We start from the raw sequence: 26,305 nt of genomic DNA, 5'->3' as shown, positions 1-26,305 counted from the left end.
CTTGTTTATCTCATGCTCGATGTGTGAAGCGGATGTCTTATCTTCAAAACCCTTGCGGGTCTCTGCGATGTCACTCGGCCACCACGACGGTCGCGTGGCGGACGATCTTGTCGCCCAGCTTGTAGCCCTTCTGGTACACCGTGATGACGGTGCCGCTCTCCTGCCCGTCCGGGGCGGGGATCTGCTGGACGGCGTTCATGATGTTGGGGTCGAAGGGCTTGCCCAGCGCCTCGATCTCCTCCACATGGAGGGCATCCAGCGCCTTGGCAGCCTTATCCAGCGTCATGATGACGCCCTTCTTGTAATTCTCGTCGGTGGTGGGAGCGTTGGCCGCCATCTCCAGCGTGTCAAGGATGGGGATGATCTGATTCACGGCAAAGGACACACCATCGTTGAACTTCTGGTCAGCCTCGCGGGTGGAGCGCTTGCGGTAGTTCTCGTACTCCGCTGCCATCCGCAGCAGCTGGTCTTTCGCCTGTGCGGCATTCTTCTCGGCCGCGTCGAGCTTCGCCTTCACGGCGTCCATCTCGCGGGCCTTCTTGTTGAACCAGCCATCTTTCTTCTTGGCGTCTGCCGGTTCTGCCTCGGCCTCCTGCTCGGGGGCTGCGGCGGTCTCGGGCGCTTCCTGAGGTGCGGCTTCGGTCTCCTTCGCTTCCTGCTCGGGAGCTTCTGCCGTCTTCTTCGTCTCTTCGCTCATTCCAGATCCTCCTTATATATCACAGTCCGCCGGGGTGCGGCCATCTGCGGGGTGTCTTTTCGTTTGCCGCTCATACCCTCGCCAAGCTCATCGGCGAAGAGGTGGAGCAGCGGCATCAGCTTCTGGAAGGGCATCCGGGTCGGCCCGATGAGGGCCACCGTGCCCCACAGCCCGCCGCCCACAAGGTAGCGGTCGCTGACGATGCACAGGCCGGGGATCTGAGGCTCCAGATCCTCGCCCAGCAGCACGCTCTCACTGCGCTCTGCCGGGGGTGCGATGATGTGGGCGGCCTGCTCCTCGTCGTTCAGCAAGGTGAGGATGTCGCCCACCCTGCCCTCCAGCTGAGGCCAGTCCAGCAGGTGCTGCTCACCGCCCAAGAATACATGGGGCTGTGCGGAGTCCTGCAAAATCGCGGCTGCGGCGCTGATGACCGGCACAAGCTCCGGGTCGATCTGGCTGCACAGCTCGGCGAGCAGCCGGCTCGAAAGATCCACCGGCGCAACGAAGGTCAGGTTGCGGTTGAGCAGCGCGGCCAGCGCAGCGGCATTCTCCCGGGAAAGCCCGGTGCGGACCCGCGCCACACGGGTGCGGACGTAGCCTGCCGTCGTGACGGCCAGCACAGCCGCCGCGCTGCGGCCCACCTGAACGACTTCGTAGTGGGCGACGCAGAGGTCTTCGGCGCAGGGGGTGCTGACCGCGGCGGTGCAGCCGCTGATGGCGGCCAGCGCCTTGGCGGCACCCTGTGCCAGCTTTTCCGGCTCATGGTCAAGGCTGGCGAAGACGGCCTCCACCCGGGCGCGGGTCACGCGGTCCAGCGGCTGGTCGTCGGTCAGCAGATTATCGAGATAATAACGGTAGCCCTTGGCACTGGGGACACGGCCCGCGCTGGTGTGGGGCTGCTCCAGCAGACCCAGCTTGGTCAGCGCCGCCATTTCGTTGCGCAGCGTGGCGCTGGACACGGCCATATCAAAATAGTTTGCCAGCACACTGCTGCCCACAGGCTCGCCCTCGAGGCCATACAGCGCCACGATCGCCTGCAAGACTCGCTGCTTGCGTGCATCCATCGTCATAGCGCCTGCCTCCTTCTTGGCTTTTGTTTCTTTAGCACTCCATCTTCCTGAGTGCTAAGACCATTATAGCCAAAATTTTTTCCCTGTCAATAGCTTCTCGAAAAAGTTTATAAAGATTCATAATTCTGTCATAAAACCAGCGGGAGGCCCCCTTTCCGGTATAAAGAGAGCTTCCCGCTTGACAACGCCCGGCAGGGCGGCTATACTTATTTATAGAAAAGGCGCTGTCTGCAACATGGCCAGCTCCTTACCCGTATGTCAAAAAAGATTGACTGACAGAGTGTGGGAACTTAGGCGGTCAATCTTTTTTGTTATGTTCTCTGTCCTCATGAGAAATCTTCCAAGTGATCTCGAAAGTCACGTGGACGGCATCGACGAGCAGCACCAGCAAGCTGATGATGACCGCCAGCAGCGCAAAGGTTTCTGTCAGAGACATGACACATCCCTCCCTTCACCAACAGACGGCTCCGGGAAAGGTTTTTGCTAACAAAAAAGGTCCATTCCCGGACGCCTGTTTCGCTCCAAAGAGTAAAACAAATCGTCAGGGTAAGGAAGCTTGACCACCTGCATTTGCAGACAGCGCCTCGCTGCCAGAGGCAGCATCCAAAGGATACCATAAAAAGCGCGTGAACACAAGGTTTCACGCGCTTTTTATGCTTTTATAGCCTCATTCCTCCATCTGCTTTGCCAGAAATGCTGCCGCCACGGCCACGGCCTTCTGCTGGGCGGGGTCAGGCTGCTGGGCGCGGTCCTCGGCCAGCAGCCCGACGACCCCGGTGACATCCCCCGCCGCGATGATGGGCCACGCACAGAGCAGAGGCCGCAGCGAACCCTCACAGGGCAGCAGGACGTGCTCCGGGTCGCCCTCGCTGAGGTAGGGCTTGCGGGACTCCATCACCCGTTCCAGCGGCTGGCTGACACTGCGGTCGGCAAGGTCGCGCCGGCCTGCCCCTGCGGCGGCGAGGATGCGGTCGCGGTCGGCCACGAAGGCCGTAAGGGCAAAGCTTCGGCTCAGCACCTCCACATACTGCACCGCCACCCCGTGCAGCTCCCCCACCGGGGAATACTTCTTGAAGATGACCTCGCCCTCGCCGGTGGTGAAGATCTCGAGGGGGTCGCCGCGGCGGATGCGCTGGGTGCGGCGGATCTCCTTCGGGATGACCACCCGGCCCAGCTCATCGATGCGGCGGACGATTCCGGTTGCTTTCATCTGGTGTACCTTCCTTCCCATTCTTTGCTTTCGGATGCGGTACAGTTATTATGTGGAAACGAGAGGGAAATATACACCTACCCGCCCTCTGTTTGCCAAACCGGAGCAGCTATGATACAATGAACTCATCTCAGAAGCTGGTTTGCTTCTGAACACGGCTTCTTGGAAAGGATGGACAGAGGATGCAGCATATCCTTGTTTTAGGCGGCGGCGCAGCGGGTCTGGCCGCTGCGCTGGCGGCAGCGCAGACCGCCAAGGGCAGCGCCCACATCACCGTACTGGACAGAAACGCAAAGGTGGGCAAAAAGCTTCTGGCCACCGGCAACGGGCGCTGCAACCTCGACAACCGGGACATCTCGCCCGAGCGGTATTTCACCAGCAGCCCCAAGGCCCTGCGCCGCCTGCTGGACGCCGTGAACGAGGCCGCGCCGCTGGCGTGGTTCGAGGGCCTCGGCCTCTATCCCCGCACCGACGAGGCCGGGCGGGTGTACCCCTACTCCAATCAGGCGGCAGACGTGCTGGCCCTGCTGGAACACCATCTGGCCGCGCTTGGCGTCGAGCTTCGCACCGGCTGCACCGTCCGGAGCCTGAGCCAGAGCCGGGGCGGCTACGACCTCCAGTTCGAGACCGAAGCGGGCCGCGAAAGCCTGCGGGCCGATGCCGTCATCTGCGCCATGGGCGGCGAAGCCGGGCCGCAGTTTGGCACCGACGGCTTCGGCACCCGGTTCGCCGCCCAGTGCGGCGGGCGGATGGCCCCCCTCTACCCCTGCCTGACGGCCTTACAGTGCGCCCGCCCCCGCAAGTCGCTGGCCGGCATCCGGGCCAAGGGCTGCGCCAGCCTGTTGGACGGCACCGATGGCCGGATGCTTGCCCGGGAAATGGGCGAGGTGCAGTTCACCGATTACGGACTCTCCGGCATCTGCATCATGCAGCTGTCGGGCCTGCTGGCCCCGGGCCGCGGCCCGAAGCAGCCCGTCGTAGCCCTCGACCTCTTCCCCGCCCTGAGCGAGGCGGAGCTGTCCGCCCTCTTCGCCCGGCGGGCCGGGCTTCTGGGCGGCGCAGCGGAGTTCTGGCTGGGGCTTCTGCCCGCGAAGCTGGGCCGCGCCCTCTGGGCCGACGCCGGGCTGCCCGAAGACGCCCGCGCCCTGCCCGCTTCGGCGTGGCCGAAGCTCGCCGCCGCGGCCAAGTGCTGGCGGTTCGAGGGGCTGACCCCCTGCGGCTGGAAGCAGGCCCAGACGACCGGCGGCGGACTGCTGCTGGACGAGGTGGAGGACGACTTCCAGTTCAAGGGCTGTCCGGGCCTTTACTTCGTGGGCGAGACGCTGGACTGCGCGGGCAGCTGCGGCGGCTACAACCTCCACTGGGCCTTCGGCAGCGGCATCCTCGCCGGCCGGTCGGCGGCGAAGCGCCGCCCCGCCCCTGCCCCCCGGAAAAAGAAAAAGACCTGAAGCAGCACAAGACCCCGGAGGGCATTTCTCCGGGGTCTTGTTTTCTGCGTTATTCGTTCGCCGCTTTCTCCAGCTCTGCGGCCTCGGCGGCAGCTTCCGCCTCTTCTTCCTTCTGATACTCCGCAAAGGCCGACCACATCGGCTCGATGTCCTCGCCCCGGACGCGGCGGGCGAAGTAGTTCTTGGTGATGTCCACCACAGTGCCGGACAGCGCCAGCACACCGATGAGGTTCGGGATCATCATCAGGCCGTTGAAGGTGTCGGAGAGGTCCCACGCAAGGCCCAGCTTCATGGTCGCACCCACGACGGTCATCCCCACAAAGACGACCTTGTAGATACGGCTGCCTGCCGTGCCGAAGAGGTACTCGACGGCCTTGGTGCCGTAATGGCTCCAGCCGAGGGTGGTGGAGTAGGCAAACAGCAGGATGGACACCGCGATGAACTTGGGGCCGAAGCTGCCGAACGCCGCCGTGAAGGCCTGCCCCACCAGTGCATTGTCCTGCACTCCCGCAAGGACAGCGCCGCTCTCGAGGTCTACCACGCCGGTGGTCAGGATGACGAGGGCCGTCAGGGTGCAGACCACGATGGTGTCGGCAAAGACCTCGAACACGCCCCACATTCCCTGATGCACCGGTTCTTTGACGTTGGAGGCCGAGTTGACCATGACCGCAGAGCCGAGTCCGGCTTCGTTGGAGAACGCGCCCCGCTTGAAGCCCCATGTGATGGTCTGGCTGATGCCGTAGCCCAGCGCGCCGCCGCCTGCGGCGTTCAGATTGAATGCGCCCCGGAAGATCGCCGCCAGCGCCGCCGGGATATTGCCTGCGTGCATGACCACGATGATGAACGCGCCCGCGATGTAGAACAGGGCCATCAGGGGCACCAGCTTCTCGGTGACAGCGGCCACCCGCTTGAGTCCGCCGATGACGATGAGGGCCGTGACCACCATCAGCGCAAGGCCGGTGGCAAGGTAGGGCAGATGGAACGCGGCGTTCATGTTGCCCGCGATGGAGTTGATTTGGCTCATGTTGCCGATGCCGAAGGAGGCAAGGATGCAGAAGCAGGCGAACAGGACGGCCAGCACCCTGCCCACCGTCTTACAGCCGGGCTTTGCGCCCAGACCGTCGGTAAGGTAGTACATCGCGCCGCCGGACCACTCGCCCTTCTCGTTCTTGCGGCGGTAGTAGACGCCCAGCACGTTCTCGGCGAAGCTGGTCATCATGCCCAGCAGCGCCATGACCCACATCCAGAAGATGGCCCCCGGGCCTCCCGAGACGATGGCCGTGGCCACGCCCACGATGTTGCCGGTGCCGATGGTGCCCGCCAGCGCCGTGCACATACTCTGGAACTGGCTGATGGCCATGTCCTCCTTGCTGGTGTGGGCGGTGACGTCCTTATTGGTAAAGATGGCGCCGATGGTGTGCCGGAGCCAGTAGCCCATCCTCCGGAACTGGAAAAAACCGGTGCGGATGCTGAGCCAGAGGCCGGTGCAGAACAGCAGCGCCAGACCGAACGGCCCCCAGACGAAGCCGTTGACCACGTTGTTGATCCGCGTGACGATGTCTACCATAGGAATCCTCCTCCAAATATCCCAAACAAAATGCGGGCAGAACCTCTTTCCCAAAGGCTCTGCCCGCAAAAAACGCAGCGTATGACTCCGCGCAGGATATGCTTCCTGCGCAAAAGACGTTTGCTCTGTCCTTCTGCCTGAGAGATCGGCCCATTCGGCCTTACACCTTCGGCACCCGCTTTCTGCGGGCTTCTCCAGAGTGCGGCACACCCGGCGCACCGGGCGGCACATCTTGTGATTTCGTTCTCCCTTTATGCACAGCTGTGCACAGTAGAAAAACTTTATCATATTTTCGGCTTCTTGGCAAGCCTTTCACCGCATTTTACGCTCCGGTTTCATCTTTTATTCCGGAAGGTGAATTTTATTTTGGTATGACTTTCTCTTGTCTTTATCGGTCGATGGGCGGCACATCGTCGGGGCTGCCCAGTGCGTCCAGCCACTCCTCAGCCTTCAGCTGGGGCGGCAGGTGGGGCACCGGCTCACCGTCCGGGTCGTCATCGGGCGGGGGCACGAGGTCTTCCGGGCCTTCCGCGCCCTCAAAGCCGTGGGCGAGGCCGTCCGGGCTGGCGTCGCCGTCACGGCGTGCGGTTTCGCAGCAGTCCAGCCCCTCGTAGGCACTGGCGGGGCCGAGGTCGAGCCAGAAGTCCTCCCGCTCTTCCTTGCTGGGGGTATCATCGAATTTCATAGCGTTTCCCTCCTTTTCTGCATAAAGCTTCCCCCGCCCGGCCATGCTTTATGCAGTTTTTTGCAGGGAGGCAGAGGAATGAACGCAAAAGGTTGGAGGCCCTTCTGGGCCGCGCTGCTGGCAGGGCTGCTGGTGCTGGTACCTCTGGTGGGCGGGACCATCCTGCTCACCCGCCGCACTCTGCGGACAAAGCTGGCCTCCCGCCCTCAGAGCGGCGTGGCCATCCGACAGCCCAAGGAGGAAAACCGCCTGAGCCTGCTGGTCTGCACCGCCCCCACCGAGACGACAGCCCCCGGCTTCCTGCTGCTCTACCTCAGCGCCAGCCAGAACTGCATCCATGCGCTGGCCCTGCCCGGGGAGCTGACCGTCCCCTTCGGGACGGACGAAGCCGCCCTCGCCGACTGCTACCGGGCGGCAGGCCCGGCCCGCTGCCGGGAAGCACTGCTCTCTGCCCTCGCCCTGCCTGAGGACACCCACTACCTCGCCCTTGCGCCCTCGGTCTTACAGGCCATCGCTGACCGGTACGGGGCGCTCCGGGTGGGCTTTTCGGGCGCGCTGACCGCCGACGAGCTGGCCCGCACCGGCTGCAGCGCCAATGTGCAGGCCCTTTCAGCCCGGGAGGCGGAAGCGCTGCTCAGCGGGATGGAGGGCGTCGTCCCTCCGGCCCACAAAGCAGCCGCCCGGGCGGCGGTGTGGGACGCCTTCTTCCGGCAGGAGCTGGAGCTTCTGCCCGCCACCCTGCCCGACGCCCTGCGCACCCACAGCCCGAGCCTGCTCACCGACCTGACGGCGCAGGACCTGCTCATCTTAGAGGATACGCTGGAATTTCTCGCCGACCGCACAGCCTCCGTCCATGCGGGGGCGCTGCCCGGGGATTGGGATGCCGACGCCGGGCGTTACACCCTTACCGAGGACTCCCGCGCCGCCGTGCAGGCCCTCTTCAACGTCTCTCCCACCGACGGGCAGCTCTCGTCCGCCAGCGAGCCATAGCCCAGCACCAGCGTGCCGACCGGAGCGGCTCCGCCGCCGGTAAGGTCGTAATCGCTCAGGAGGCTGAGCCGGACGCCCTCGGCCTCGGCGGCGGCCCGGAGGGCGTCATCCGGGGGCGGGTCCCGCAGCTCGGCCAGCAGATGCAGGCCGGTGTGCAGCCCCGTCAGATGCAGCTCCTCGGGCGCGAAGGCCTCCTGCAGCGCCGCCGTCAGGGCGTCCCGCCGGGCCTTGTAGGCCACCCGCTCCCGGGCCAAGTGGCGGGTGAAGTAGCCTCCGGTGATGAAGCGGGCCAGCGTCTGCTGCTCGAAGCGGCTCACGGTGCCGGAGTAGAGCCGATACTTCGCGTGCCACGCGGGCAGAAGCTGCTCGGGCAGCACCATGTAGGCGATGCGGATGCTGGGCGCGAGGCTGCGGGAGCAGGTGGAGAGGTAGACCACCGGCCCGTCGGCCCCGGCCATCCCCTGCAGGCTGGGCAGCGGGCGGGTGTCGAAGCGGAACTCGGAGTCGTAGTCGTCCTCGATGATATACCGCCGGCCCGGGCAGCGGGCGGCCCAGTGGAGCAGCTCGGCCCGGCGTCCGGCCGGCATGGTGACGCCTGTGGGGAACTGATGGCTGGGGGTGACGTAGCAGACCGCCGCGCCGGAGTCCGACAGCGCCCGGATGGAAAGTCCATCCTCGTCCACCGGCAGGCAGCAGCAGGCCACGCCGTTGTTTTCCAGCACCTGCTTTGCGCGGGGATAGCCGGGATTCTCCACCGCCGCCGGCCCGGGCAGAAGCGGGGCCAGCAGCCCCAGCAGGTACTCAAGGCCCGCTCCCACGACGATCTGGTGCGCACCGCACCGGACGCCCCGGTACTCTTCGAGGTAGCCCGCCAGCGCCTGCCGCAGCGCAAGGTCGCCCTGCGCGTCGCCGTGGGTCAGCAGCTCGGGCGACGAATACAGCAGCTCCTTTTGCAGCCGCGCCCACGTCCGGAAGGGGAACAGCCCCGGGTCCACGCCCCGGGTGGAGAGGTCATAGCGGATGGGCCGCTGTTTCGGTACAGCCTCAGCCTTCGGCGGCGCGGCGGGCGCGGCGCTCTCGGGCAGAGCCAGATACTCCTGTACATAAAAGCCGCTCCGCTCCCGCGCCTCCAGATAGCCCTCCGCTGCCAGCATCTGATAGGCCGCGTCCACCGTGTTCACCGAGACGGAAAGCTCTGCCGCCAGACGCCGCTTGCCGGGCATCCGCGTCCCCGCCGGGACAGCCCCCGTCCGCATCTCGGCGGCGAGGCTGCGGTAGAGCTGCTCATAAAGCGGCACATCGGATGCCGCGTCCAGCGCTGTCGTCAAATGGACCATAAAAAGCCCCTCCTTTTCAGCCAGTGTGCCAAACTGACCCCATAAAAAATCTTTGTTCTGGGTATTTGCACAGGGCCAGTTTTGCGTATAATAGGAGCATACCCGCAAGAACCAAAAAAGTCAATCGGTTTTGTGGGTTTTTCGTAAAATGGGAGGGAAAAATCATGTCTACCACTGCAATGTGGCTGCTTCTGGCAGTCGTTGTCATCGTGATCGTCTTTGCAAGTGTGCTCTACAAGCGCACCTTCACCGTCCACGAGCTGGCACTCACCGGCGTCATGGCCGCTCTGAGCCTCGTGGCCTACTTATTCTTCCGGGTGCCCTTCTACGGCGGCTCCTCGTTCCATCTGGGCAATACCTTCACGGCCCTGACCGCCCTGTTGCTGGACGGCGTATCCGGCGGTCTGGCCGGTGCCATCGGTCTGGCTCTGGCCGACATCCTCGCCGGCGACCCGGGCTATGCCGTCACCACCTTCATCCTGAAGTTCCTCATCGGCATCACCTGCGGCGCAGTGGCCCACAAGGTCTTCAAGCTCCGCGAGCTGGATAAGCACGCCCCCGGCTATCTCGTCAAAGTGACCGCCGCCGCTGCCTCCGGCCTGCTGCTGAACGTCTTTACCGACCCGATCCTCGGCTACTTCCGCAATGTATATATCTTCGGTCAGGATTACACCATCGCCAAGGCCCTGACCAAGATCACCGGCGGCGTCACCTTCGTCAACAGCGTGGCCTCCACCGTCTGCGTCGTTCTCCTCTATCTGGCCCTGCGCCCGGCGCTGGAGCGTGCGAACCTTCTGCCCAAGGCCGAGAAGAAGGCGGAAAACAAGTAACCAACTCCATCCCTGTCTGATGTACTCATAAAGCGAAAAAGGCATCTGCCCCTGCGGACAGATGCCTTTTTCGTTTATTTCTTTTCAAATACGAGGAACCGGAACGAGATTTCGGTGGTCAGCTCCGGCAGCGCCGCGAGGCGGGCTGCACCGTCCCGAGGCGTTTTCCAGTAGTAGGGCGTCATGGCGAAGAGGGCTTCCAGCTGCCCGGCCGACACCGTGATGCGGCCGGACACTTCCCGCTCCCCGACGGCCTCAAAGCCCGGATATTCCACTTCCTGCACCGGATTTTTGTAGGGCTTTTCGTAGAGGACGGCCTTCATCTGGAAGAGGTGCTCCGGGCCGGGCACGGCATAGATGAGCCGCCCGCCCGGGCGCAGCACCCGGAGAAACTCCTCCTGCGCGAAGGGCGAAAAGCAGTTGAGCAGGACATCGGCCCATCCCGTGCGCACCGGCTGATGGAAGCTGGACGCCACGGCGTACCGGGCCGAGGGCAGGGCCTTTGCGGCCAGACGCACTGCAGGCTTTGCGATGTCGAAGCCTGCCAATTCCAGCGGACGGCCTGCCTCCCCGAACTGCCGGGCGATGCAGCGGTCATACCAGCCCTCGCCGCAGCCCGCGTCCAGCAGGCGGAGCGGCCCGTTTGCGGCGGGCTGGCCGTACGCGAGGCACAGCTCCCCCAGCGCCTGCCCGAAGATGCCATAGTAGCCCGCGCTCAGGAACGCGCGGCGGGCGGCTACCATCTCTTTGCTGTCGCCGGGGGCTTTCGTGCGGGTGTTCTGCACCGGCAGCAGATGCCAGTAGCCCTCTTTTGCCCGGTCGAAGCTGTGGCCGGAGGGGCATTTCAGCGCATTCTCCCCGGCAAGCGGTGCGCCGCACAGCGGGCAGCACCACGGAGCGAATCCCTCTGCCATCACACTTCCTCGCTGTGGTCCTCGATGGGGGCCGTCGCGCCGCCGTGGGCGTTCATATACTCCTCAAAGCTGGTGAACTTCTGCTGCGGCGGGCGGCGGCTGATGAGCATAAGGCCCGGGTCTTCGTCTTTTCCCGGCGCGTTGCTGCGGCTGCGGCCGTTGTTCCGGCCGGGCTGCTCGGCTCTGGGGGCGCGGGGCGCACGGCCTGCGCTGCCCTGCTCGCTGCGGTCATTGCGGCGGCTGTTCCGGCCCTCGCTGCGGGCATTGTTCTGCTGGGCAGGCTGGGCCGGGCGGGCGTTCCGCTCATTGCGAGGGCTGCGGCCTGCGCCATTGCGGCCATTGTTCTCGCCGCGCGGGGCGGGCTGGCGGCTCTGCATCGCGGTGGGGATGTTCTGGGCCGGGGCAGCGGGCGCGGCGGCGTTCTTTTTGGCGGAGCGGAGGGGGGTCGCCTCCGGAGCGCTCACAAAGTGGGGGTCGAATTTCGGCTGAGCGTTGCTGCCGCGGCCTGCGCCCTGTGCAGGGGCGCTGCCCTCGCGGCGGGGCCGGTTGTTATTGTTACGGCGGTTGTTGTCGCGTCCGCCGGGAGTGCGCTTGTTGTTCTCATCCATGAGCTGTTCCTCTTTTGCTTCGATTTTGGGGGCTTTCTGCTTTTTTGCCGCAGAAAGCTTGGCCGCGCCCTTTTTCTCGGGTGCAGCGGGCTTGGCGGCGGCTGCCGCCTTGGGGGCCTCGGCCTGCTCCGGGGCAGGCTGGTCGGCCTTGGGCTTGCGGCCCCGCACCGGCGGGGCGGCTTTTACGGGGGCGGGCACGCCGTCCCACGGATGGCCGGACACCACCGGGATCTTCCGGCGGTTGAGCTTCTCGATCCCGGCCAGATACTCCATCTCCTCGGGGGCACAGAAGCTCACGGCCGTGCCGTCTGCGCCTGCGCGGGCGGTGCGGCCGATGCGGTGGACGTAGGTCTCCGGCACCTCGGGCAGGTCGTAGTTGAACACATGGGAAAGCTCGCTGATGTCGATGCCCCGGGCGGCAATGTCCGTGGCTACCAGCACCTTGGTCTTGCCCTCCTTGAAGCCCTCCAGCGCGGCCACACGGGCGCTCTGGCTCTTGTTGCCGTGGATGGCGGCGGCGGTGATGCCCTGCTTGGTGAGGTCGCGGGCGATCTTATCTGCGCCGTGCTTGGTGCGGCTGAACACCAGCGCGTTCTGCACCGGCGGCTCCAGATTCTTGATGAGCCAAGGGAGCAGGAGCTTCTTGTTGCCCTTCTCGACGAAATACAGGCTCTGGTCGATCCGCTCCACTGTGCTGGACACGGGATCCACCTTGACGAAGGCGGGGTCGTGGAGGATGCCTGCGGCCAGCTGCTCGATCTCTTTGGGCATCGTGGCGCTGAACATCAGGTTCTGGCGCTTTGCGGGCAGCTTTGCGATGACCTTCTTCACGTCGTGCACAAAGCCCATGTCCAGCATCCGGTCGGCCTCATCCAGCACGAAGATCTCGATGTCGGCAAGGTCGATATAGCCCTGCCCGATGAGATCGTTCAGCCGGCCCGGGCAGGCGATGAGGATGTCTACGCCCTTCTTGATGGCTTCCACCTGCGGGGTCTGGCCCACGCCGCCGAAAATGACGGTGCTGCGCAGCTTGAGATACTTTCCGTAGGCGGCGAAGCTCTCGCCGATCTGGAGCGCAAGCTCCCGGGTCGGGGTGAGGATGAGGGCGCGGATCGCGCCCTTTTTGCGGGGAGCTGCCCCGCTCAGGCGGTCGAGCATGGGCAGCGCAAAGGCAGCGGTCTTGCCGGTGCCGGTCTGGGCGCAGCCCATCAGGTCCCGCCCTTCCAGCACCGGCGGGATGGCCGAGGCCTGAATGGGCGAGGGGGTCTCATAGCCCGCCTCGCTTACAGCCTTGAGCAGGGGGGCGGACAGATTCAGTTCATTAAAAGTCATGGTACTCCTTGGTCATTCTTTGATCCTGCGGCACTCGATGTAATACCGCTTCTCCTCCGCATGGCCCATGCTGAAGGTCTTGCGGGGCAGCACGCCGCCCATCACGATGCCCTTGAACAGGTCGCTCTTCTCGAAGGGCGGCAGCAGGAAAGCCACGCCGCCCTGCTTGGTCAGGGCGCGGACAGCCGGCTCGTCGTGGACATAGTCCACCCGGGCCTCGCTGTGGCGGGCCATAAAATATTCGATAAATTCATCCACCGTGCCCACGGTCAGCGGGGCGACGGGGTCCTCAAAGCTGAGGACATTGGACACATGGGGGCCTGCCAGCGTGAACGCCTGCTGCTTCGAGTCGCCGAAGCAGATCCCGGCCATGTTGGCGTCGCTCCACGCGATGAGGGCCAGCAGCACCGCGCCGCAGTCCACGTTGAAGAGGACGCGGTGGATGGGTTCGATCTCGATGGCGGGCGAATGGACGTTGCACACCTCGGCCAGACACCAGCGGGCGGGGTGGTTCTCCCGCTCTTCCGGCGTCAGGGTGGGCTTCAGCTCCTCCCAGCAGGCCTTGGCCGCAGCCAGCGAATGATTGCCATCGCCCACGGCCAGTGTCAGGGGCGCTGCGCCCTTGGCCTGCGGATACTTGGCGTCGAAGGCCTCCTGACTGCCCAGCCCGGCCAGTGCGGCCTCGATCTGGGCCAGCAGGGCGGGGTCTTCCACGGCCCATCCGGCGATGTGGCCGCCGCCCTGCATCAGCTCGCCCTCATACAGCTTTTTCAGCGCACTCTTGTGCGCGCCGATCGGCTCGATGAGGGTGCAGCCGGGGTCGTCGGCCAGCATCATGACATGGGGCGTCTCCAGCGCCGCCCCCCGGCGCACGGTCATACGGGGCGGGATGCGCTCGGTGACGGTGCGCTCGCTGGGCCGGATGGCCGGGCGGCTGCCCTTCTCGTAGCTGTAGGCCTCAAGGTCGATCTTACCCACAAGGCCCTGCCGCACCCGTCCGCTCTGCTCGGTGCGCTCGACGTAGACGAAGCCGTCCACGGCGCGGGTCAGCACATCCCGGCTGTAGGCGTCCATCGCGGCGTGGATGCGCTCCACGCGCTGGGCCGCGTCCTTGTCCCCGAGGAAAACCTCCGGCAGGATGAGGCGCAGGGTGCTGGGGCAGCTGCCCACAGCAGCGTCTGCCCGCTCCCAGTAGGCACGGTCGCTGGTAAACTGGTCACAGGCCACACAGCCCCACTTTTCCAGAGGGATGTCCTCTCTGGGCAGAAGGATGTGGGCCGGGCCAAAGCAGGATGCAGGTTTCATGGTTACATTCCTCACTCTCTATACGATCACCGGCAGCGAAACAGGCCGCGTGATCTTCTTACCGGAGCAGCCCCGCAGCGTCGTCCCAGAACACGGTGTGCTCCACGCCGGAGGCTGCCAGAGCGTCGCTCAGCGCATTGCGGGCGGCTTCGTCCATCGTCTGCTTGGCGGGCACCTCGACGACGAGATTCTTAACGCCCAGTGCATCGGCCTTGCCGCCCACGGTGGCGGCACCGTCCGTCACCTGCGCCAGCGAGTAGCCGTACCACAGGGTAACGCTGCCGCTGAAGCGGGCGTCCCACAGGGCGATGTCCGCCGCCAGCTGGGCGCTGCGGCCGCGTCCGCCGGTGGAGCCGAAGTCCTGCTTGCCGTTCTGGGCCAGCGGGAACTGGACATTTTCCATCAGGACATGGTCGAAGCCCATGCTCTGCACCTCGCCGATGAGGTCGCCGATGAACTGCACAGCCTCGTCGGAATAGGGGTTCAGCCACGGGTTGCCGCCGGCCGAGGCCTTATTGTCCAGCCAGAGGTATTCCTGCCCGGTGTAGCCGATGGCCATGCCGCGGTTGGCGCGGGCGGCGGCGGGGTCGCGGAAGGCAGCCAGCTTGGCCACCGGCACAAGGCCGTTCTCCTTCAGCACCGAGGCGATGAGGGACGGGTCGAGGAATGCGCCCTCGATGCTGCCCGCCGCAGCGGGGAGGGCGGAGGGGTACAGGATCTGCCCGCTGCTGTCCTTCAGAGTCACGACGGCATACGCCGCACCCTGCCGGGCCAGCTCCTGCGCCGCTGCCCGCAGCGAAGCTTCATCCTGCGCCGCAGCGGTGTCCAGAACGCCCCAGCTGCCCTCAATGATGGCATTGGCGGGCGCGGCGGCGGGTTCCGACGAAGCAGGCTGCACCTCCGAGGAGGCCGCAGGCTCTGCCGCCGCCTCGGACGAAGCGGCCACGCTGGACGCTGCCGGCCCGGACGAGGCCGAGAGGTCGCGGTTGCGCACCACGGTATACCAGGTGTGGGTGGCCCAGTCCAGCACATGGGGCGCAGCCAGCCAGCCCACCACCAGCACCACGGCCACCAGCACCACGATGCCGACGACCTTCTTGGCCCACATACCGGGGCTGTAAAAACTGCGGTGATACCGCTTGACCTTTTTATACTTTGCCATGTTCGTCCCTTTCTCCTGCACTCCTTACAGGATCACCGAGTGGCCCGTAAAACCATAGATGGCCAGCGCCAGCACGCCGACATAGACCAGCGTGATGGGCAGGCCCCGGAACGCCTCCGGGATGGCCTCGCTGCGCAGACGGTGGTCGGCCTCCGTCACCAGCATGACGGCCAGCAGGTAGCCGAGGCCGCTGCCGAGGCCGAAGCCCATGCTCTGCTCCAGCGTAAAGCTCTGGGTACGCTCCACCAGCACCGTGCCCAGCACACCGCTGTTGACTGCGGCAGCAGGCAGGATGCGGAGCAGCTGGCCGCCGTGGCGTCTGCCCCGCGCTGCCCAGAGCACAAGGAATTCAAACAGGCTCACCACCGCCACACAGGCCAGATAGACCAGCGGGCGGAGCTGGGCGAAGTTGGGCTGGGCGGCCGCGAAACTGCCTGCATAGAAAGCCAGCGGAGCCACCAGCACCTGCGTCACGCAGAGCAGCAGGGCGAACCACCCGCTGCTGGTGCGCTCGTCGCCCACCAGCTGAACCAGCCGGGAGACGCCCAGACCGCGGGTGAACACTGCATTCTGCGCAAAGATGGCCAGCACGGCGTAGCTGAAAAAGACGCCGACGGCCTGTATCACATCATTGCTCATCCTGAGGCTCCCCCTCTCTCTGGCGGTAGACTGCCATGAGGCCCCGGGCCTCCGATGTCAGATAATCTTTCTGCTTCTTGGCCAGCGCGCGCCAGACAGCGCACAGGACGCCCAGCACGATGAAGCCGCCTGCCGGCATCCCCGCCATCGGCAGGATGGGGCGGCTGAGCAGATGGCCGAACACTGTACCGGCGCTCAGCCACTCCCGCACGCAGCCCAGCAGCAGGAGCAGCAGGCTGTAGCCCACCGTGATGCGCACGCCCTTGGAGAGGGCCTTGCGGGGCGACTCCTGCACCCGGCCAAAACGGTAGGTCAGCAGCGGCTCCACCACCAGCATGGGCAGGTAGATGCCCAGCACCAGCAGGCTCACCCCGAACAGGCGGTTCAGGATGGGGTAGGCTGCCAGATAGACCACCGCCGCGCTGCCCGAATAGAGGATGCTGCGGGGCAGCAGCTTCTTCTCCAGCTCTGCGTTGGACGGATGCTCCTCCCGCAGGGGGAACAGGCGGCTCAGCAGACAGGCCAGCAGACGGGAGGGCGTCAGCAGCAGCGCCACCGCCGCCGCCAGCATCAGAGCGTTCTGGCCATTGGTGGCAAGGACCACCAGCGGCGCAAGGCCCATGCCCTGCATGACCACGGGATTGTTCAGGAAGACGCGGTCATGGTGGAAGAATCGCTCCGGGTCGCGGGCGATGAGTTCTGCACTTCTCCGCTTCATACGGCATCCCCCTTTCCGGTCTGCTTTTTCCAGCTGCTGTGGAGCAGCTCGTAGAGATGGACTTCGGTGCGGTCGAGCCAGCCGGAGATGCTGTTGACAGCCAGCAGCGCGAAGCAGACGCCCGTCTCATAGACGCCAAAGTAGCGGAAGCCCATCGTGAAGGCACCCACCATGATGCCGTAGAGGATGCGGCCCAGCCGGTGGTGGGCACAGGTATACGGCTCGTTGAGCAGGAAGACGGCGCTGAAGATCATCGCGCCCGTCAGCAGTTCGTCGCGCACGCAGCGCAGACGGAACATGGCGCTGACGGCAAAGGACGCATCCTCGGTCAGGCCCAGCTGACGCGGGAAGAGGAAGACGATGACGCCCGCCGTGACGAGAAAGCTCAGGGCAGCGCTCAGCTTGATGTCCTTCTGCACCCAGAGGAAAAGCCCGCAGGCCGCCAGCACGAGGGCCGAGCCTGCACCCATCGGGGCGGCATACTCGCCCAGCGCCAGCGACAGACCGCTCAGATTGATGAGGCCGCCGCTGCGCAGGGTATCCGAGATGGTGCTGGCCGTAGCCACGCCGGAGGCGTCCCACAGGGGGATGCTGGTGTAAGGGGTCGGATAGCGGAACACCTGCTCCGGCCACGACACCGCCGCCACCGCATAGCCCACGGCAGCCGGGTTGAAGGGGTAGCTGCCATAGCCGCCGAAGACCTCTTTGCCGATGAGGACGCCGGCCACGATGGCAGCGGCGAGGACATACCAGTCCACCGTCGCAGGCATCAGCAGTGCGATGACGAGGGCAAAGCTCTCGTTGGAATAGTCCCCGGGCCGGTAGACGCGGCGGCGCAGCAGCGAGATGAGCCGGTCGCACAGGTTGCCCATCAGCAGCGCAAAGCCGCAGAGCAGCAGCGGGCGCAGGCCGTAAAGGTAGCAGGAGACGCAGAGCAGCGGCACGCAGAGAAAGCAGATGTGCTTGTAGTATCTGCCGGTGTGCTGCAGCTCTTCTTCCTGCTTCCGGATCAATGCTTCATCCATGGGCCGTTCCCTCTCAGAGCGCGGCCAGCGCGCGGACGGCGGCAGCGGGGTCGGCCGCACCATAGATGGCGCTGCCTGCCACCAGCACGTCTGCACCGGCGGCGACGCACTGCGGAGCGGTGGCAGCGTCCACGCCGCCGTCCACTTCCAGCAGGAAGCGCAGGCCCCGGCGCTCCTTCTCTGTCTTGAGCCAGCGGAGCTTGTCGAGGGCCGAGGGCATGAACTTCTGCCCGCCGAAGCCCGGCTCCACGCTCATGACCAGCACGAGGTCCAGCTGGTCGAGATAATAGCCCAGCTCCTCCACCGGGGTGCCGGGCTTGATGGTCATACCCACCTTGCAGCCCTGCGCCTTGATGGCGTCGATGGTCTCCTGAATGTCGTCATCGCACTCGAGGTGGAAGTTCAGCAGGCTGGCACCGGCCTTGGCAAAGGCCTCAGCGTACTGCTGCGGGTGGGTGATCATCAGATGGACGTCATAGAATGCATCCGGCATGGCCTTGTGCAGGCTCTTGAGCACCGGGACGCCGAAGCTGATGTTCGGCACGAAGTGGCCGTCCATCACATCATAATGCAGCATTTTTGCGCCGGCATCCAGCACCATACGGCAGTCTGCGCCGAGCTTGCTGAAGTCAGCCGAAAGGATCGAAGGACTGATCGTTGTCATTTTATTTTACTCCCTGTTGTTTCCAAGAGATTTTTTGTGTTTTTGCCCTGCCGCCGCCCCTTGTGGGGGACAGTCGGCATAGTTGTTTATAGTTTACATGAAAACGGCGAAAAAATCAAACCCGCCGCCGTGTTTTTCACGGAAAAGACGTAAACTCCGCCCGCACCCCTTCTTCTGCAATGCAAAAAGCAGCCAGACCGCTCCTCTGGGGAGCAGTCTGACCGCTGTGATTCAGTCTACCGGCTTCATGCTGGCCGGGTCTTCCACTGCGCCGGGAAGGCCGCTCTCGTCGGGCAGACGCTTCATGCCGCCGGGGTTCGGGGGCTGGACGGGCAGGGTGAACACGAATCTGCACCACTCGCCCTGCTGGCTCTCGACGCGGATCTGACCGCCGGAGAGGTTGACCAGCACCTTGCAGATGTTCAGGCCGAGGCCTGCGCCCCGGGCGTGGAGGCCCCGGGACTGGTCTTCCTTATAAAAGCGCTGGAAAACGTAGGGCAGCGCCTCGGGGCTGATGCCCTGACCGGAGTTCCAGATGGAGACCTCCACCTCCGGGCCGAGTTTTTCCACCCCGAAGCGGATGGTGCCGCCGGCGGGGGTGAACTTGATGGCGTTGTCCAGCAGGTTATAGGCCACCTGATGGATGAGGTCGGGGTCGGCGTAGACCAGTACCTTCTCGTCCATCGTCAGGCCGTCGATGTCGATCATCCCGTCGTTGATGCGCTGTTCAGCCGAGAGAGCCACGCCGGTAAGGGTCTCCCAGATGTTGAACATCCGGGCATTCACCTGATATTCGCCGCTCTCCAGCTTGGACAGGTCCAGCATATTCTGGATGAGGCGGGCCAGACGGCCCGTTTCCTCGCTGACCAGCTGCAAGTAGTGGTTCTGCATCTCGGGCGGGATGGTGCCGTCCAGAATGCCGTCGATGAAGCCCTTGATGGTCGTCATGGGGGTGCGCAGCTCGTGGGCGATGTTGCCCATGAACTGGCCCCGGGAATTGTCGTTGGACTGGATGTTGTCTGCCATCTTGTTAAAGGTGCGGGCAAGGTCGGCCACCTCGCCCTCGCCGTCCACGCCCTCGACCCGGACGGACAGGTCGCCGCCGCCGAAGCGCTGGGCCGCGTCCGTCACCTTCTGGAGCGGGTCGGTGAGCTTGTGCATCATCACCTTCGTGAGCACGCTGGCCAGAAGCAGCATCAGGCAGGCCGAGAGGAAAAAGTTCGAGAAGAACTCTCTGCGGAACTCCGCCAGCCGCTCGCCGGACGAGCAGAGAAAGAGGTAACCGGTGCACGCGCCGTCCTCGCTGCGCATCTCACGCACCGAGATATAGCTTTTCTCCGCCAGCACACCGCCCAGTGTGTCGAAGAGATGGTAGTTCTCCTTGGCCTTGCCCGCCTTTTCCAGCACCTCAGCCTCCACCGTATCGCCGGTCAGCTTTTCCGGCACGGACGCCAGCATCACATTGCCGTCGCAGTCGGTGAAGAACAGATAGGCCTCCGCGCTCTCGCCGATGATCTCGAGCTTGGTGCTCAGGGCTTCCAGCTCTTCGCCCTCGGGCAGAGAGGCCTCCTGCACAAGATAGGACGCCGTCCGCTGGGCGACGTTGACCACCTCATCCAGCGTATCGTACCGCTCCTGCGCAAAATACCGGCTGAAGAGCACCAGCTCAGAGCCGCCCATGACCACCGTGCCGAAGATGAGCAGAGTGCTCATGAGCGAAAAGAACGCGACTGGGATACTTTTGCGCATTACTGACGCACCTCGAACTTATAGCCCACGCCCCAGACGGTCTTCAGCTCCCACTTGTCGGAGGCCCCGGCCAGCTTCTCGCGCAGGCGCTTGACATGGACGTCGATGGTGCGGCTGTCGCCGTAGTACTCGAAGCCCCACACCTCGTCCAGCAGCTGGTCGCGGGTGTAGACCCGGTTGGGGTGGGAGGCGAGGCAGTTCAGCAGCTCCAGCTCCTTCGGGGGAGCCTCCACCACCTTGCCCTTGACCCGCAGTTCGTAGCTGTTCATGTCGAGGCGGAGGTTGTCGAATTCGATGACGCCCTCGGTGCTCTCGGTCTGGGTGGTGGCGGCGGTGCAGCGGCGGAGCACCGCCTTGATGCGGGCCACCACTTCCTTGGTGTCGAAGGGCTTGACCATGTAATCGTCTGCGCCCAGTTCAAGGCCCAGCACCTTGTCGAAGGTCTCGCCCTTGGCCGTCAGCATCATGACCGGGGTATTGCCCAGCTTGCGGATGCGGCGGCAGACCTCGAGGCCGTCCATCTTGGGCATCATCACATCCAGCAGCACCATATCAGGCTTGAGCTGGTTGAATTTCTCAAGGCCCTCTTCGCCGTCGTTGGCGGTCGTGACCTGATAGCCCTCCTTGGTCAGGTAGAGCCGCAGCAGCTCGCAGATGTTGGTATCGTCGTCCACGACGAGGATCTTTTCGTTTGCCATGTGAGTGTTCCTCCTCTATCCAGTCAAAAGCCAGCCCCGCACGGGCACCGGCTGCGATCCCGAGTTTAACTCATATTCTATTATACGGGACAGTTATGACAAAATAAAGAAGGTTTTGTATGATTTTTTGAATCTTTGGCGGCCAAGGGCCGGAGAACACAAAAGGGGCCTCCTTTGCAGGAAGCCCCTTTTGCATCACACGGGCCGGTCAGAATGGGGGACGCAGCCCGGTTTCCGGTATTTTCAGGGAAATGCGCTCAAATCTTTTGATGGTCCTTACAGGATCGGGGTCTGGAGGTTGTCGTTGTTCTGGATGCCGTGCTTCTCGGCGTAGCCGGTCAGCATCAGGGTCAGAGCGCCGTCGCCGGTGACGTTGCAGGCGGTGCCGAAGCTGTCCTGCAGGGCGAAGATGGCGAGCATCAGAGCGGTGCCGGCATCGTCGAACATCAGGACGCCAGTGATGAGGCCCAGAGAAGCCATGACCGTGCCGCCGGGGACGCCGGGAGCACCGATGGCGAAGATACCGAGCAGAGCGCAGAAGAGGATCATGGTGCCGATGCTGGGCAGGTGGCCGTAGAGGATCTTGGAGATGGTCATGCAGAAGAAGACCTCAGTGAGGACAGAGCCGCAGAGGTGGATGTTGGCAAACAGGGGGATGCCGAAGCTGACCATGTCCTTGCGCAGGACCTTGCTCTTGCGGGCGCAGTCCAGAGCGACAGCCAGAGTGGCGGCGCTGGACATGGTGCCGACAGCGGTCAGGTAAGCGGGGCCGTAGTGGCGCAGGACCTCCCACGGGTTCTTGCCAGAGTATGCGCCGGCCAGCAGGTACAGGACAGCCAGCCAGATATAGTGGCCCGCCATGACGATGAGGATGATCTGGAGGAAGGCGGGCAGCTGGTGGGTGATCATGCCCTCATAGCTCAGGTTGCAGAAGGTAGCAGCGATATAGAAGGGCAGCATGGGGATGATGATCTTACCGACGATGTCCAGCACGATGTTCTGGAATTCGCCGAGGATGTCGCAGGTCAGCTTGCTGTTGGTCCAGGTAGCAGCCAGACCCACCAGAACGCTGAGCACGAGGGCGCTCATGACGCTCATGATCTGGGGGATGTTCAGCTCAAAGACGACGCCGGGCAGGGTCTTCAGACCAGCCACCTCGGTGTCGATGGACAGGTGCGGGATGAGGGCGTAGCCTGCGGTGGTGCTCATGAGGGCTGCGCAGACGGAGGAGACGTAGGCGATGACGATCGCCACGCCCAGCAGACGGGAGGCGTTCTTGCCCAGCTTGGTGATGGACGGGGCGATGAAGCCGATGATGATGAGCGGCACACAGAAGGTGATGAGCTGGCCCATGATATACTGTAAGGTAACGACGACCTTCATGACGCTCTCGGGGAAGATCTGGCCCAGAATAACGCCGATGATGATGCCGAGAAGCAGCCGGAACGGCAGGTTATTGAATAGCTTTTTCATAATATTTTACCCCTAATCTTCTCCTGCGCTGTGGGCGCAGGGTGTTTTTTGCAGGATGCGGATGCAGGCTTGCTAGAGGGTGAGGACGCTTATTGGGCGTCCGGAGTGTGGTCTTTGTTGAGCATCAGGTCGAGGATGACGCTGTCGCTGGTGCCGTGGGTGCTCAGGATGGCGAAGTTGTCCAGCGTGCGCTCCACATTCTCCTCCACGATGCCGTCCGTGCTCTGGACACGGACGCCGCGGGTGCCCATGGCCGCTGCCTGACAGGCGGCATTGACGCAGGTGGAGATTTTCAGCGCGCAGTCTGCCTTTGCGCCGTCACACACCATGCCAGTGACATTGCCCACCATGTTCTGGATGGCGCAGCAGATCTCGTGATAGCCGCCGCCCAGCAGGTATGTAATGCCGCAGGCCGCGCCGGTCCCGGCGACGGTCGCGCCGCAGAGGTTGCTCAGGCGTCCGAACTTCGACTTGATGCGGATGGCGATGAGGTTGGACAGGGTGACGGCACGCAGCATGGTCGGCTCATCGATGTCCAGCCAGCGGGCGGCTGCCACGACGGGCATCGTTGCGGTGATGCCCTGATTGCCGCTGCCGGAGTTGGCCACCACCGACACCGGCGCGCCTGCCATGCGGGCGTCTGCACCGGCGGCGGCAGCGATCATGGAGTTGGTGGTCAGGTCGCGGGTCATGAGGCCCTTGCGGCAGTTGAGGTCGAGATTGCGTCCGATGGCAAGGCCGTATTCCTTGGAAAGCCCCTCATCGCTGATGACGGAGTTGACCCGCACGGCGCTGCGGATGATGTCGATGGGGTCGTGCATGGGGTCAAGCTCCTTGGTGCAGTAGTCCCAGATGGAGCGGACGGTCAGGAAGGACGCGATCTGCTCCGGGGTGACGACATCGCTGTCGCCGGATGCGGCGGTATCCGCGTCCTGCTTGTCGAGGGTCGCCGTGCCGTCCTGCTCCACCAGCACGACGTTGGTGTGCAGGTCGCGGACGATGGCGCGGCCGGTGTGACCGCCGCCCTTGGCGATGACCTCAATGTAGAGCTTCTGGGGCACCTGCGCCACATTCACCTTGACCTTGCCGGCCTTGACCAGCGCGGCGGCCGCCTCCACCGTCTCACGGGGGACATGGTTCATGACCTCCAGAAGGTAGACCGGGTCGCCGCCCAGCGCACCGATGGCGGCGGCATAGTCCATGCCCTCGTAATCGGTGCCGGGGATGCCCGCCGACATGGCGTTCTTGATGATGTTGATGCTGGCGTTGACCGTGATCTCCTCGGCCTTGTCCACACCGGCCTTCCGCAGGGCCTGACCTGCCTCGGCGGCAGTCAGGGCCACAGCGCCCGGCTCGGTGCAGCCGGTAGCCAGCTCCATCTCACTGTTCAGGATGCGAATGAACATGTTCTGTTCCATAGTGTTGCACCGTCTCTTTCTCTTTCAGGATGCTCTGTTATTTCACGGCGATGCATTCGATCTCCAGCGGTGCGTCCTTGGGCAGACGGCCCACCTGTACGGCACTCCGTGCGGGGAAGGGCTGTGCGAAGTACTCGCCGTAGACCTGATTCATCTCGGCAAAATCATTCATGTCTGCAAGGAAGACCGTGGTCTTCACTACATCTGCCAGTGTCATGCCCTGCTGGGCAAGGATGGCCTGAATGTTCTTGAGGGACTGTGCGGTCTGGGCCGCGATGCCCTCGGGGATGGCCCCGGTAGCGGGGTCGATGGGGAGCTGGCCGGAGACGTAGACCGTCTGGCCTGCTGCGATGCCCTGCGAATATGGCCCAATGGCTGCGGGTGCCTGTGCAGTGGCGATTGCCTGTTTCATAATTCTCTCTCCTTTTTCCGAATTGCAGGGGTACGGTTTGCCCTCGTGCCCCTTGTCCTGCCCCTATCCTAACGCGGCGTGCGGCAAAAGTCAACAATTTTTTCTCTTGATGATAAATTATTATCACTTGTGACAAATCCGCGGGATTTTTTGAAGCAGTTTCACGAATTTTCAGCGAGTTTTCGAATCATCATTGTCAACAGCCGACGAACGTGATATGATACAGGCAGCGAGATGAGAATAAATTCTCATTATTTTTCTTATGAAGCAATGGAAAGTGGTGACATACATGGACGCAAGGCTGGAGCCGTATCGGACGCTGGTTTCGTTTCTGGGTGAGGCGTTGGGGCCGGACTATGAGGTGGTGCTGCATGATCTGACCAGCGAGGAGGGCACCATCGCAGCCATCGTGAACAACAACATCAGCGGCCGCACCGAGGGTGCGCCGCTGTCCAACATGGCGCTGCGGTTCATCCACGGCAGAGTGTACGAGAAGCAACCCTACGTTGCGGGCTATCAAGGTGCATCGCAGGCCAAGGGGCGGCTGCGCTCCTCCACTATGTTTATCAAAGACGGCAGCGAGCTTATCGGGATGCTCTGCATCAACTTTGACGCCGCCAAATACAGCCGGATGGCGCAGGAGCTTCTGGCCCTCTGTGGGGCGCATCAGGAGCCAAGCCCCACGCTGGGCGTCGAAAATTTCGTCAGCAGCCTCCCCGACGCGGTGCAGGCTGCTATCACCGATGTGACCGGCAGTGTCCTGCCTCCCGACCGCCTGACGATGGACGAAAAAATACGCATCGTGGACGACCTGCAGCAGGCAGGCATCTTCTATATGAAGGGCGCTGTCAGCGAGGTGGCAGCGCAGCTCGGCTCCTCGGAGGCGACGATCTACCGTTATCTGAGCAAACTGAAGGATTGACCCTTGCACTCCTACGCTCCTTCGCGTATAATGATAGATGTATCAATATGTCTATCAGACGTGAAGGAGCGTATTTTATATGAAACTTGGTATCGTCGGCCTGCCCAACGTCGGCAAGTCCACTCTGTTCAATGCCATCACCTCCACCAAGAACGCGGAGGCCGCAAACTATCCCTTCTGCACCATCGAGCCGAACAGCGGCATCGTGGCCGTGCCCGACAAGCGGCTGGACAAGCTGGCTGAGATCTGGCAGACCAACAAGAAGACCCCCGCCATCGTGGAGTTCGTGGACATCGCAGGCCTCGTGAAGGGCGCAAGTCAGGGCGCAGGCCTCGGCAACAAATTCCTCGGCCACATCCGCGAGTGCGACGCCATCGTCCATGTGGTGCGTTGCTTTGACGACGACAACATCATCCATGTCGTGGAGGATGTGACCAAGGCCGAGGCCGTGGACCCCATCTCTGACATCGACGCCATCGACTATGAGCTGATCCTCTCCGACCTCGAGGTCGTCCAGAACCGCGCAGGCCGGATGGCCAAGGCTGCAAAGAGCGGCAACAACAAGGGGGCCGCCGCCGAGGCTGCATGGCTGCAGCAGCTTGCTGCTCATCTGGAGAGCGGCAAGCCCGCCCGCAGCTTCGACTTCGACGAGAGCGACGCCGAGCAGCAGGCCGTGCTCCACGAGATGGGCCTGCTGAGCAGCAAGCCCGTCCTCTACGCCTGCAACGTGGGCGAGGACGACCTGATGGAGGGCATCGAGAACAACAAGTATGTCCCGCTGGTGGCTGCACGCGCCAAGGAAGAGGGTGCACGTTACATCCCCATCTGCGCCAAGACCGAGGAGGACATCGCCGACTACACCCCCGAGGAGAAGAAAGCCTTCCTCGCCGAGATGGGCATCGAGGCCAGCGGCCTCGACAACCTCATCACCGCCAGCTACGACCTGCTGGGCCTCATCTCCTTCCTGACCGACGGCAAGAAGGAGTGCCGCGCATGGACCATCCGCAAGGGCACCAAGGCCCCGCAGGCTGCCGGTAAGATCCACAGCGATTTCGAGCGCGGTTTCATCCGTGCCAGCGTCATCGGCTACAGCGACCTCGAGGCCAACAACTTCGACTATGCTGCCGTCAAGGCCAAGGGCCTGCAGCGCACCGAGGGCAAGGAATATGTCGTCAAGGACGGCGATGTCATCGAGTTCCTGTTCAACGTCTGATTTTTGCTGTTGCAGCAGGGCTGAGTTTCCTTTAAGTGGGATTTCGCGCTGGTAGCGCGGGGGTCAGAGCGCTGTTGCAGTAGGGCCGGATTTTCTTTAAGCAGGTTCGCGCGCTGGTAGCGCGGATTAAGTTTTTTCTTGAGGTCAAGTGGCTTGCGCTCCGCGCGGGCCAGAGGCAGGGAGGGGTGTTTCGACTCCCCCCTCCCTACCTCTGGACTC

At 63.7% G+C, this 26,305-nt stretch carries 25 protein-coding genes and 1 riboswitch; of the genes, 5 read left to right on the top strand and 20 right to left on the bottom strand.

All coding sequences use genetic code 11. From position 1 onward, the window contains the following. Positions 1–70: 70 nt before the first annotated feature. From LKD23_RS09175 to LKD23_RS09160, 4 genes are all read right to left on the bottom strand, one after another. Positions 71–697, bottom strand: a complete 627-nt coding sequence (locus LKD23_RS09175) for a nucleotide exchange factor GrpE (RefSeq protein WP_227621390.1) — start codon at positions 695–697, stop codon at positions 71–73. Continuing rightward, positions 694–1,767 (bottom strand): heat-inducible transcriptional repressor HrcA, encoded by a 1,074-nt coding sequence (gene hrcA / locus LKD23_RS09170; RefSeq protein ID WP_227621389.1) that lies wholly within the window; start codon positions 1,765–1,767, stop codon positions 694–696. The genes LKD23_RS09175 and hrcA overlap by 4 nt, the downstream gene beginning before the upstream one ends. A gap of 298 nt (positions 1,768–2,065) precedes the next feature. After that, positions 2,066–2,203 (bottom strand): hypothetical protein, encoded by a 138-nt coding sequence (locus LKD23_RS09165; RefSeq protein WP_227621388.1) that lies wholly within the window; start codon positions 2,201–2,203, stop codon positions 2,066–2,068. Positions 2,204–2,434: 231 nt separating this feature from the next. Beyond that, positions 2,435–2,977: a stage V sporulation T C-terminal domain-containing protein gene (locus LKD23_RS09160; RefSeq protein ID WP_227621387.1), complete on the bottom strand. Its 543-nt coding sequence runs from the start codon at positions 2,975–2,977 to the stop codon at positions 2,435–2,437. A 182-nt stretch (positions 2,978–3,159) separates the two neighbouring features. On the opposite strand from LKD23_RS09160, the gene LKD23_RS09155 reads away from it, so the two are divergent. Next, positions 3,160–4,425, top strand: coding sequence for an aminoacetone oxidase family FAD-binding enzyme (locus LKD23_RS09155; protein WP_227621386.1), 1,266 nt, complete (start codon positions 3,160–3,162; stop codon positions 4,423–4,425). Between the two features lie 49 nt (positions 4,426–4,474). Here LKD23_RS09155 and LKD23_RS09150 read toward each other — a convergent pair whose 3' ends face one another. Together LKD23_RS09150 and LKD23_RS09145 are read right to left on the bottom strand one after the other, a co-directional pair. Beyond that, positions 4,475–5,992 carry an alanine/glycine:cation symporter family protein gene (locus LKD23_RS09150; protein WP_227621385.1) on the bottom strand — a complete coding sequence of 506 codons (1,518 nt, stop codon included), beginning with the start codon at positions 5,990–5,992 and terminating at the stop codon, positions 4,475–4,477. A gap of 115 nt (positions 5,993–6,107) precedes the next feature. Next, positions 6,108–6,200, bottom strand: a riboswitch (glycine riboswitch). Positions 6,201–6,380: 180 nt separating this feature from the next. Beyond that, the gene (locus LKD23_RS09145; RefSeq protein WP_227621384.1) at positions 6,381–6,677 is read right to left on the bottom strand and encodes a hypothetical protein; all 297 of its coding nucleotides are present in this window, start codon (positions 6,675–6,677) and stop codon (positions 6,381–6,383) included. 78 nt (positions 6,678–6,755) lie between these two features. On the opposite strand from LKD23_RS09145, the gene LKD23_RS09140 reads away from it, so the two are divergent. After that, positions 6,756–7,667 carry a hypothetical protein gene (locus LKD23_RS09140; protein ID WP_227621383.1) on the top strand — a complete coding sequence of 304 codons (912 nt, stop codon included), beginning with the start codon at positions 6,756–6,758 and terminating at the stop codon, positions 7,665–7,667. Here LKD23_RS09140 and pdxR read toward each other — a convergent pair. Further along, complete coding sequence (gene pdxR / locus LKD23_RS09135; RefSeq protein ID WP_227621382.1) at positions 7,574–9,004, bottom strand: MocR-like pyridoxine biosynthesis transcription factor PdxR; 1,431 nt, start codon at positions 9,002–9,004, stop codon at positions 7,574–7,576. The genes LKD23_RS09140 and pdxR overlap by 94 nt on opposite strands. Positions 9,005–9,168: 164 nt before the next feature. Between pdxR and LKD23_RS09130 the strand changes: the two genes are divergently transcribed. Then, the gene (locus tag LKD23_RS09130) at positions 9,169–9,834 is read left to right on the top strand and encodes an ECF transporter S component (protein WP_227621381.1); all 666 of its coding nucleotides are present in this window, start codon (positions 9,169–9,171) and stop codon (positions 9,832–9,834) included. A gap of 74 nt (positions 9,835–9,908) precedes the next feature. On the opposite strand, the gene LKD23_RS09125 is transcribed toward LKD23_RS09130, so the two are convergent. The 13 genes from LKD23_RS09125 to LKD23_RS09065 form a co-directional block, all read right to left on the bottom strand. Next, entirely contained in the window at positions 9,909–10,748 is an 840-nt protein-coding gene (locus tag LKD23_RS09125) for a putative RNA methyltransferase (protein ID WP_227621380.1), read from the bottom strand. After that, on the bottom strand, positions 10,748–12,688 hold the full coding sequence (locus tag LKD23_RS09120; protein ID WP_227621379.1) for a DEAD/DEAH box helicase: 1,941 nt from the start codon (positions 12,686–12,688) through the stop codon (positions 10,748–10,750). The genes LKD23_RS09125 and LKD23_RS09120 overlap by 1 nt, the downstream gene beginning before the upstream one ends. Positions 12,689–12,700: 12 nt before the next feature. After that, a complete protein-coding gene (locus LKD23_RS09115) occupies positions 12,701–13,993 on the bottom strand; it encodes a DUF1015 domain-containing protein (RefSeq protein WP_227621378.1) in 1,293 nt (430 codons plus the stop codon). A 58-nt stretch (positions 13,994–14,051) separates the two neighbouring features. After that, entirely contained in the window at positions 14,052–15,155 is a 1,104-nt protein-coding gene (locus LKD23_RS09110) for a putative glycoside hydrolase (protein ID WP_227621377.1), read from the bottom strand. A gap of 24 nt (positions 15,156–15,179) precedes the next feature. Next, positions 15,180–15,794, bottom strand: coding sequence for an Rnf-Nqr domain containing protein (locus LKD23_RS09105; RefSeq protein ID WP_227621376.1), 615 nt, complete (start codon positions 15,792–15,794; stop codon positions 15,180–15,182). Beyond that, a complete protein-coding gene (locus LKD23_RS09100; RefSeq protein ID WP_227621375.1) occupies positions 15,784–16,512 on the bottom strand; it encodes an Rnf-Nqr domain containing protein in 729 nt (242 codons plus the stop codon). The genes LKD23_RS09105 and LKD23_RS09100 overlap by 11 nt, the downstream gene beginning before the upstream one ends. Next, positions 16,509–17,537 (bottom strand): RnfABCDGE type electron transport complex subunit D, encoded by a 1,029-nt coding sequence (locus LKD23_RS09095; protein ID WP_227621374.1) that lies wholly within the window; start codon positions 17,535–17,537, stop codon positions 16,509–16,511. Before LKD23_RS09095 ends, LKD23_RS09100 begins: the two co-directional genes overlap by 4 nt. A gap of 13 nt (positions 17,538–17,550) precedes the next feature. Continuing rightward, entirely contained in the window at positions 17,551–18,201 is a 651-nt protein-coding gene (gene rpe / locus LKD23_RS09090; protein ID WP_227621373.1) for a ribulose-phosphate 3-epimerase, read from the bottom strand. A 231-nt stretch (positions 18,202–18,432) separates the two neighbouring features. Then, the gene (locus LKD23_RS09085) at positions 18,433–19,914 is read right to left on the bottom strand and encodes a HAMP domain-containing sensor histidine kinase (RefSeq protein ID WP_227621372.1); all 1,482 of its coding nucleotides are present in this window, start codon (positions 19,912–19,914) and stop codon (positions 18,433–18,435) included. Positions 19,915–19,949: 35 nt separating this feature from the next. Continuing rightward, positions 19,950–20,648 (bottom strand): response regulator transcription factor, encoded by a 699-nt coding sequence (locus LKD23_RS09080; RefSeq protein ID WP_227621371.1) that lies wholly within the window; start codon positions 20,646–20,648, stop codon positions 19,950–19,952. Between the two features lie 276 nt (positions 20,649–20,924). Beyond that, positions 20,925–22,121: a dicarboxylate/amino acid:cation symporter gene (locus LKD23_RS09075; RefSeq protein WP_227621370.1), complete on the bottom strand. Its 1,197-nt coding sequence runs from the start codon at positions 22,119–22,121 to the stop codon at positions 20,925–20,927. An 89-nt stretch (positions 22,122–22,210) separates the two neighbouring features. Then, a complete protein-coding gene (locus tag LKD23_RS09070; protein WP_227621369.1) occupies positions 22,211–23,539 on the bottom strand; it encodes an L-cysteine desulfidase family protein in 1,329 nt (442 codons plus the stop codon). A gap of 37 nt (positions 23,540–23,576) precedes the next feature. Continuing rightward, positions 23,577–23,951, bottom strand: a complete 375-nt coding sequence (locus LKD23_RS09065) for a RidA family protein (RefSeq protein ID WP_227621368.1) — start codon at positions 23,949–23,951, stop codon at positions 23,577–23,579. A gap of 262 nt (positions 23,952–24,213) precedes the next feature. On the opposite strand from LKD23_RS09065, the gene LKD23_RS09060 reads away from it, so the two are divergent. Together LKD23_RS09060 and ychF are read left to right on the top strand one after the other, a co-directional pair. Next, entirely contained in the window at positions 24,214–24,873 is a 660-nt protein-coding gene (locus LKD23_RS09060; RefSeq protein WP_227621367.1) for a helix-turn-helix transcriptional regulator, read from the top strand. Positions 24,874–24,952: 79 nt separating this feature from the next. Next, positions 24,953–26,086 carry a redox-regulated ATPase YchF gene (gene ychF / locus LKD23_RS09055; protein WP_227621366.1) on the top strand — a complete coding sequence of 378 codons (1,134 nt, stop codon included), beginning with the start codon at positions 24,953–24,955 and terminating at the stop codon, positions 26,084–26,086. Positions 26,087–26,305: the final 219 nt, after the last annotated feature.

It is taken from the genome of Faecalibacterium butyricigenerans, assembly GCF_020687345.1.
GTDB classification, from domain to species: domain Bacteria; phylum Bacillota; class Clostridia; order Oscillospirales; family Ruminococcaceae; genus Faecalibacterium; species Faecalibacterium butyricigenerans.
This window is presented reverse-complemented; position numbering and strand designations above follow the sequence as displayed.

What these genes read in the sequence shown, in the direction of transcription:
- LKD23_RS09080 (WP_227621371.1), bottom strand. Translation starts at nt 20,648, where the DNA reads ATGGCAAACGAAAAGATCCTCGTCGTGGACGACGATACCAACATCTGC.
- LKD23_RS09075 (WP_227621370.1), bottom strand. Translation starts at nt 22,121, where the DNA reads ATGAAAAAGCTATTCAATAACCTGCCGTTCCGGCTGCTTCTCGGCATC.
- LKD23_RS09100 (WP_227621375.1), bottom strand. Translation starts at nt 16,512, where the DNA reads ATGAAGCGGAGAAGTGCAGAACTCATCGCCCGCGACCCGGAGCGATTC.
- LKD23_RS09110 (WP_227621377.1), bottom strand. Translation starts at nt 15,155, where the DNA reads ATGGCAAAGTATAAAAAGGTCAAGCGGTATCACCGCAGTTTTTACAGC.
- LKD23_RS09150 (WP_227621385.1), bottom strand. Translation starts at nt 5,992, where the DNA reads ATGGTAGACATCGTCACGCGGATCAACAACGTGGTCAACGGCTTCGTC.
- LKD23_RS09160 (WP_227621387.1), bottom strand. Translation starts at nt 2,977, where the DNA reads ATGAAAGCAACCGGAATCGTCCGCCGCATCGATGAGCTGGGCCGGGTG.
- LKD23_RS09095 (WP_227621374.1), bottom strand. Translation starts at nt 17,537, where the DNA reads ATGGATGAAGCATTGATCCGGAAGCAGGAAGAAGAGCTGCAGCACACC.
- LKD23_RS09105 (WP_227621376.1), bottom strand. Translation starts at nt 15,794, where the DNA reads ATGAGCAATGATGTGATACAGGCCGTCGGCGTCTTTTTCAGCTACGCC.
- pdxR (WP_227621382.1), bottom strand. Translation starts at nt 9,004, where the DNA reads ATGGTCCATTTGACGACAGCGCTGGACGCGGCATCCGATGTGCCGCTT.
- LKD23_RS09065 (WP_227621368.1), bottom strand. Translation starts at nt 23,951, where the DNA reads ATGAAACAGGCAATCGCCACTGCACAGGCACCCGCAGCCATTGGGCCA.
- LKD23_RS09165 (WP_227621388.1), bottom strand. Translation starts at nt 2,203, where the DNA reads ATGTCTCTGACAGAAACCTTTGCGCTGCTGGCGGTCATCATCAGCTTG.
- LKD23_RS09130 (WP_227621381.1), top strand. Translation starts at nt 9,169, where the DNA reads ATGTCTACCACTGCAATGTGGCTGCTTCTGGCAGTCGTTGTCATCGTG.
- ychF (WP_227621366.1), top strand. Translation starts at nt 24,953, where the DNA reads ATGAAACTTGGTATCGTCGGCCTGCCCAACGTCGGCAAGTCCACTCTG.
- LKD23_RS09125 (WP_227621380.1), bottom strand. Translation starts at nt 10,748, where the DNA reads ATGGCAGAGGGATTCGCTCCGTGGTGCTGCCCGCTGTGCGGCGCACCG.
- LKD23_RS09145 (WP_227621384.1), bottom strand. Translation starts at nt 6,677, where the DNA reads ATGAAATTCGATGATACCCCCAGCAAGGAAGAGCGGGAGGACTTCTGG.
- LKD23_RS09070 (WP_227621369.1), bottom strand. Translation starts at nt 23,539, where the DNA reads ATGGAACAGAACATGTTCATTCGCATCCTGAACAGTGAGATGGAGCTG.
- LKD23_RS09060 (WP_227621367.1), top strand. Translation starts at nt 24,214, where the DNA reads ATGAAGCAATGGAAAGTGGTGACATACATGGACGCAAGGCTGGAGCCG.
- LKD23_RS09155 (WP_227621386.1), top strand. Translation starts at nt 3,160, where the DNA reads ATGCAGCATATCCTTGTTTTAGGCGGCGGCGCAGCGGGTCTGGCCGCT.
- LKD23_RS09115 (WP_227621378.1), bottom strand. Translation starts at nt 13,993, where the DNA reads ATGAAACCTGCATCCTGCTTTGGCCCGGCCCACATCCTTCTGCCCAGA.
- LKD23_RS09140 (WP_227621383.1), top strand. Translation starts at nt 6,756, where the DNA reads ATGAACGCAAAAGGTTGGAGGCCCTTCTGGGCCGCGCTGCTGGCAGGG.
- hrcA (WP_227621389.1), bottom strand. Translation starts at nt 1,767, where the DNA reads ATGACGATGGATGCACGCAAGCAGCGAGTCTTGCAGGCGATCGTGGCG.
- LKD23_RS09120 (WP_227621379.1), bottom strand. Translation starts at nt 12,688, where the DNA reads ATGACTTTTAATGAACTGAATCTGTCCGCCCCCCTGCTCAAGGCTGTA.
- LKD23_RS09085 (WP_227621372.1), bottom strand. Translation starts at nt 19,914, where the DNA reads ATGAGCACTCTGCTCATCTTCGGCACGGTGGTCATGGGCGGCTCTGAG.
- LKD23_RS09175 (WP_227621390.1), bottom strand. Translation starts at nt 697, where the DNA reads ATGAGCGAAGAGACGAAGAAGACGGCAGAAGCTCCCGAGCAGGAAGCG.
- rpe (WP_227621373.1), bottom strand. Translation starts at nt 18,201, where the DNA reads ATGACAACGATCAGTCCTTCGATCCTTTCGGCTGACTTCAGCAAGCTC.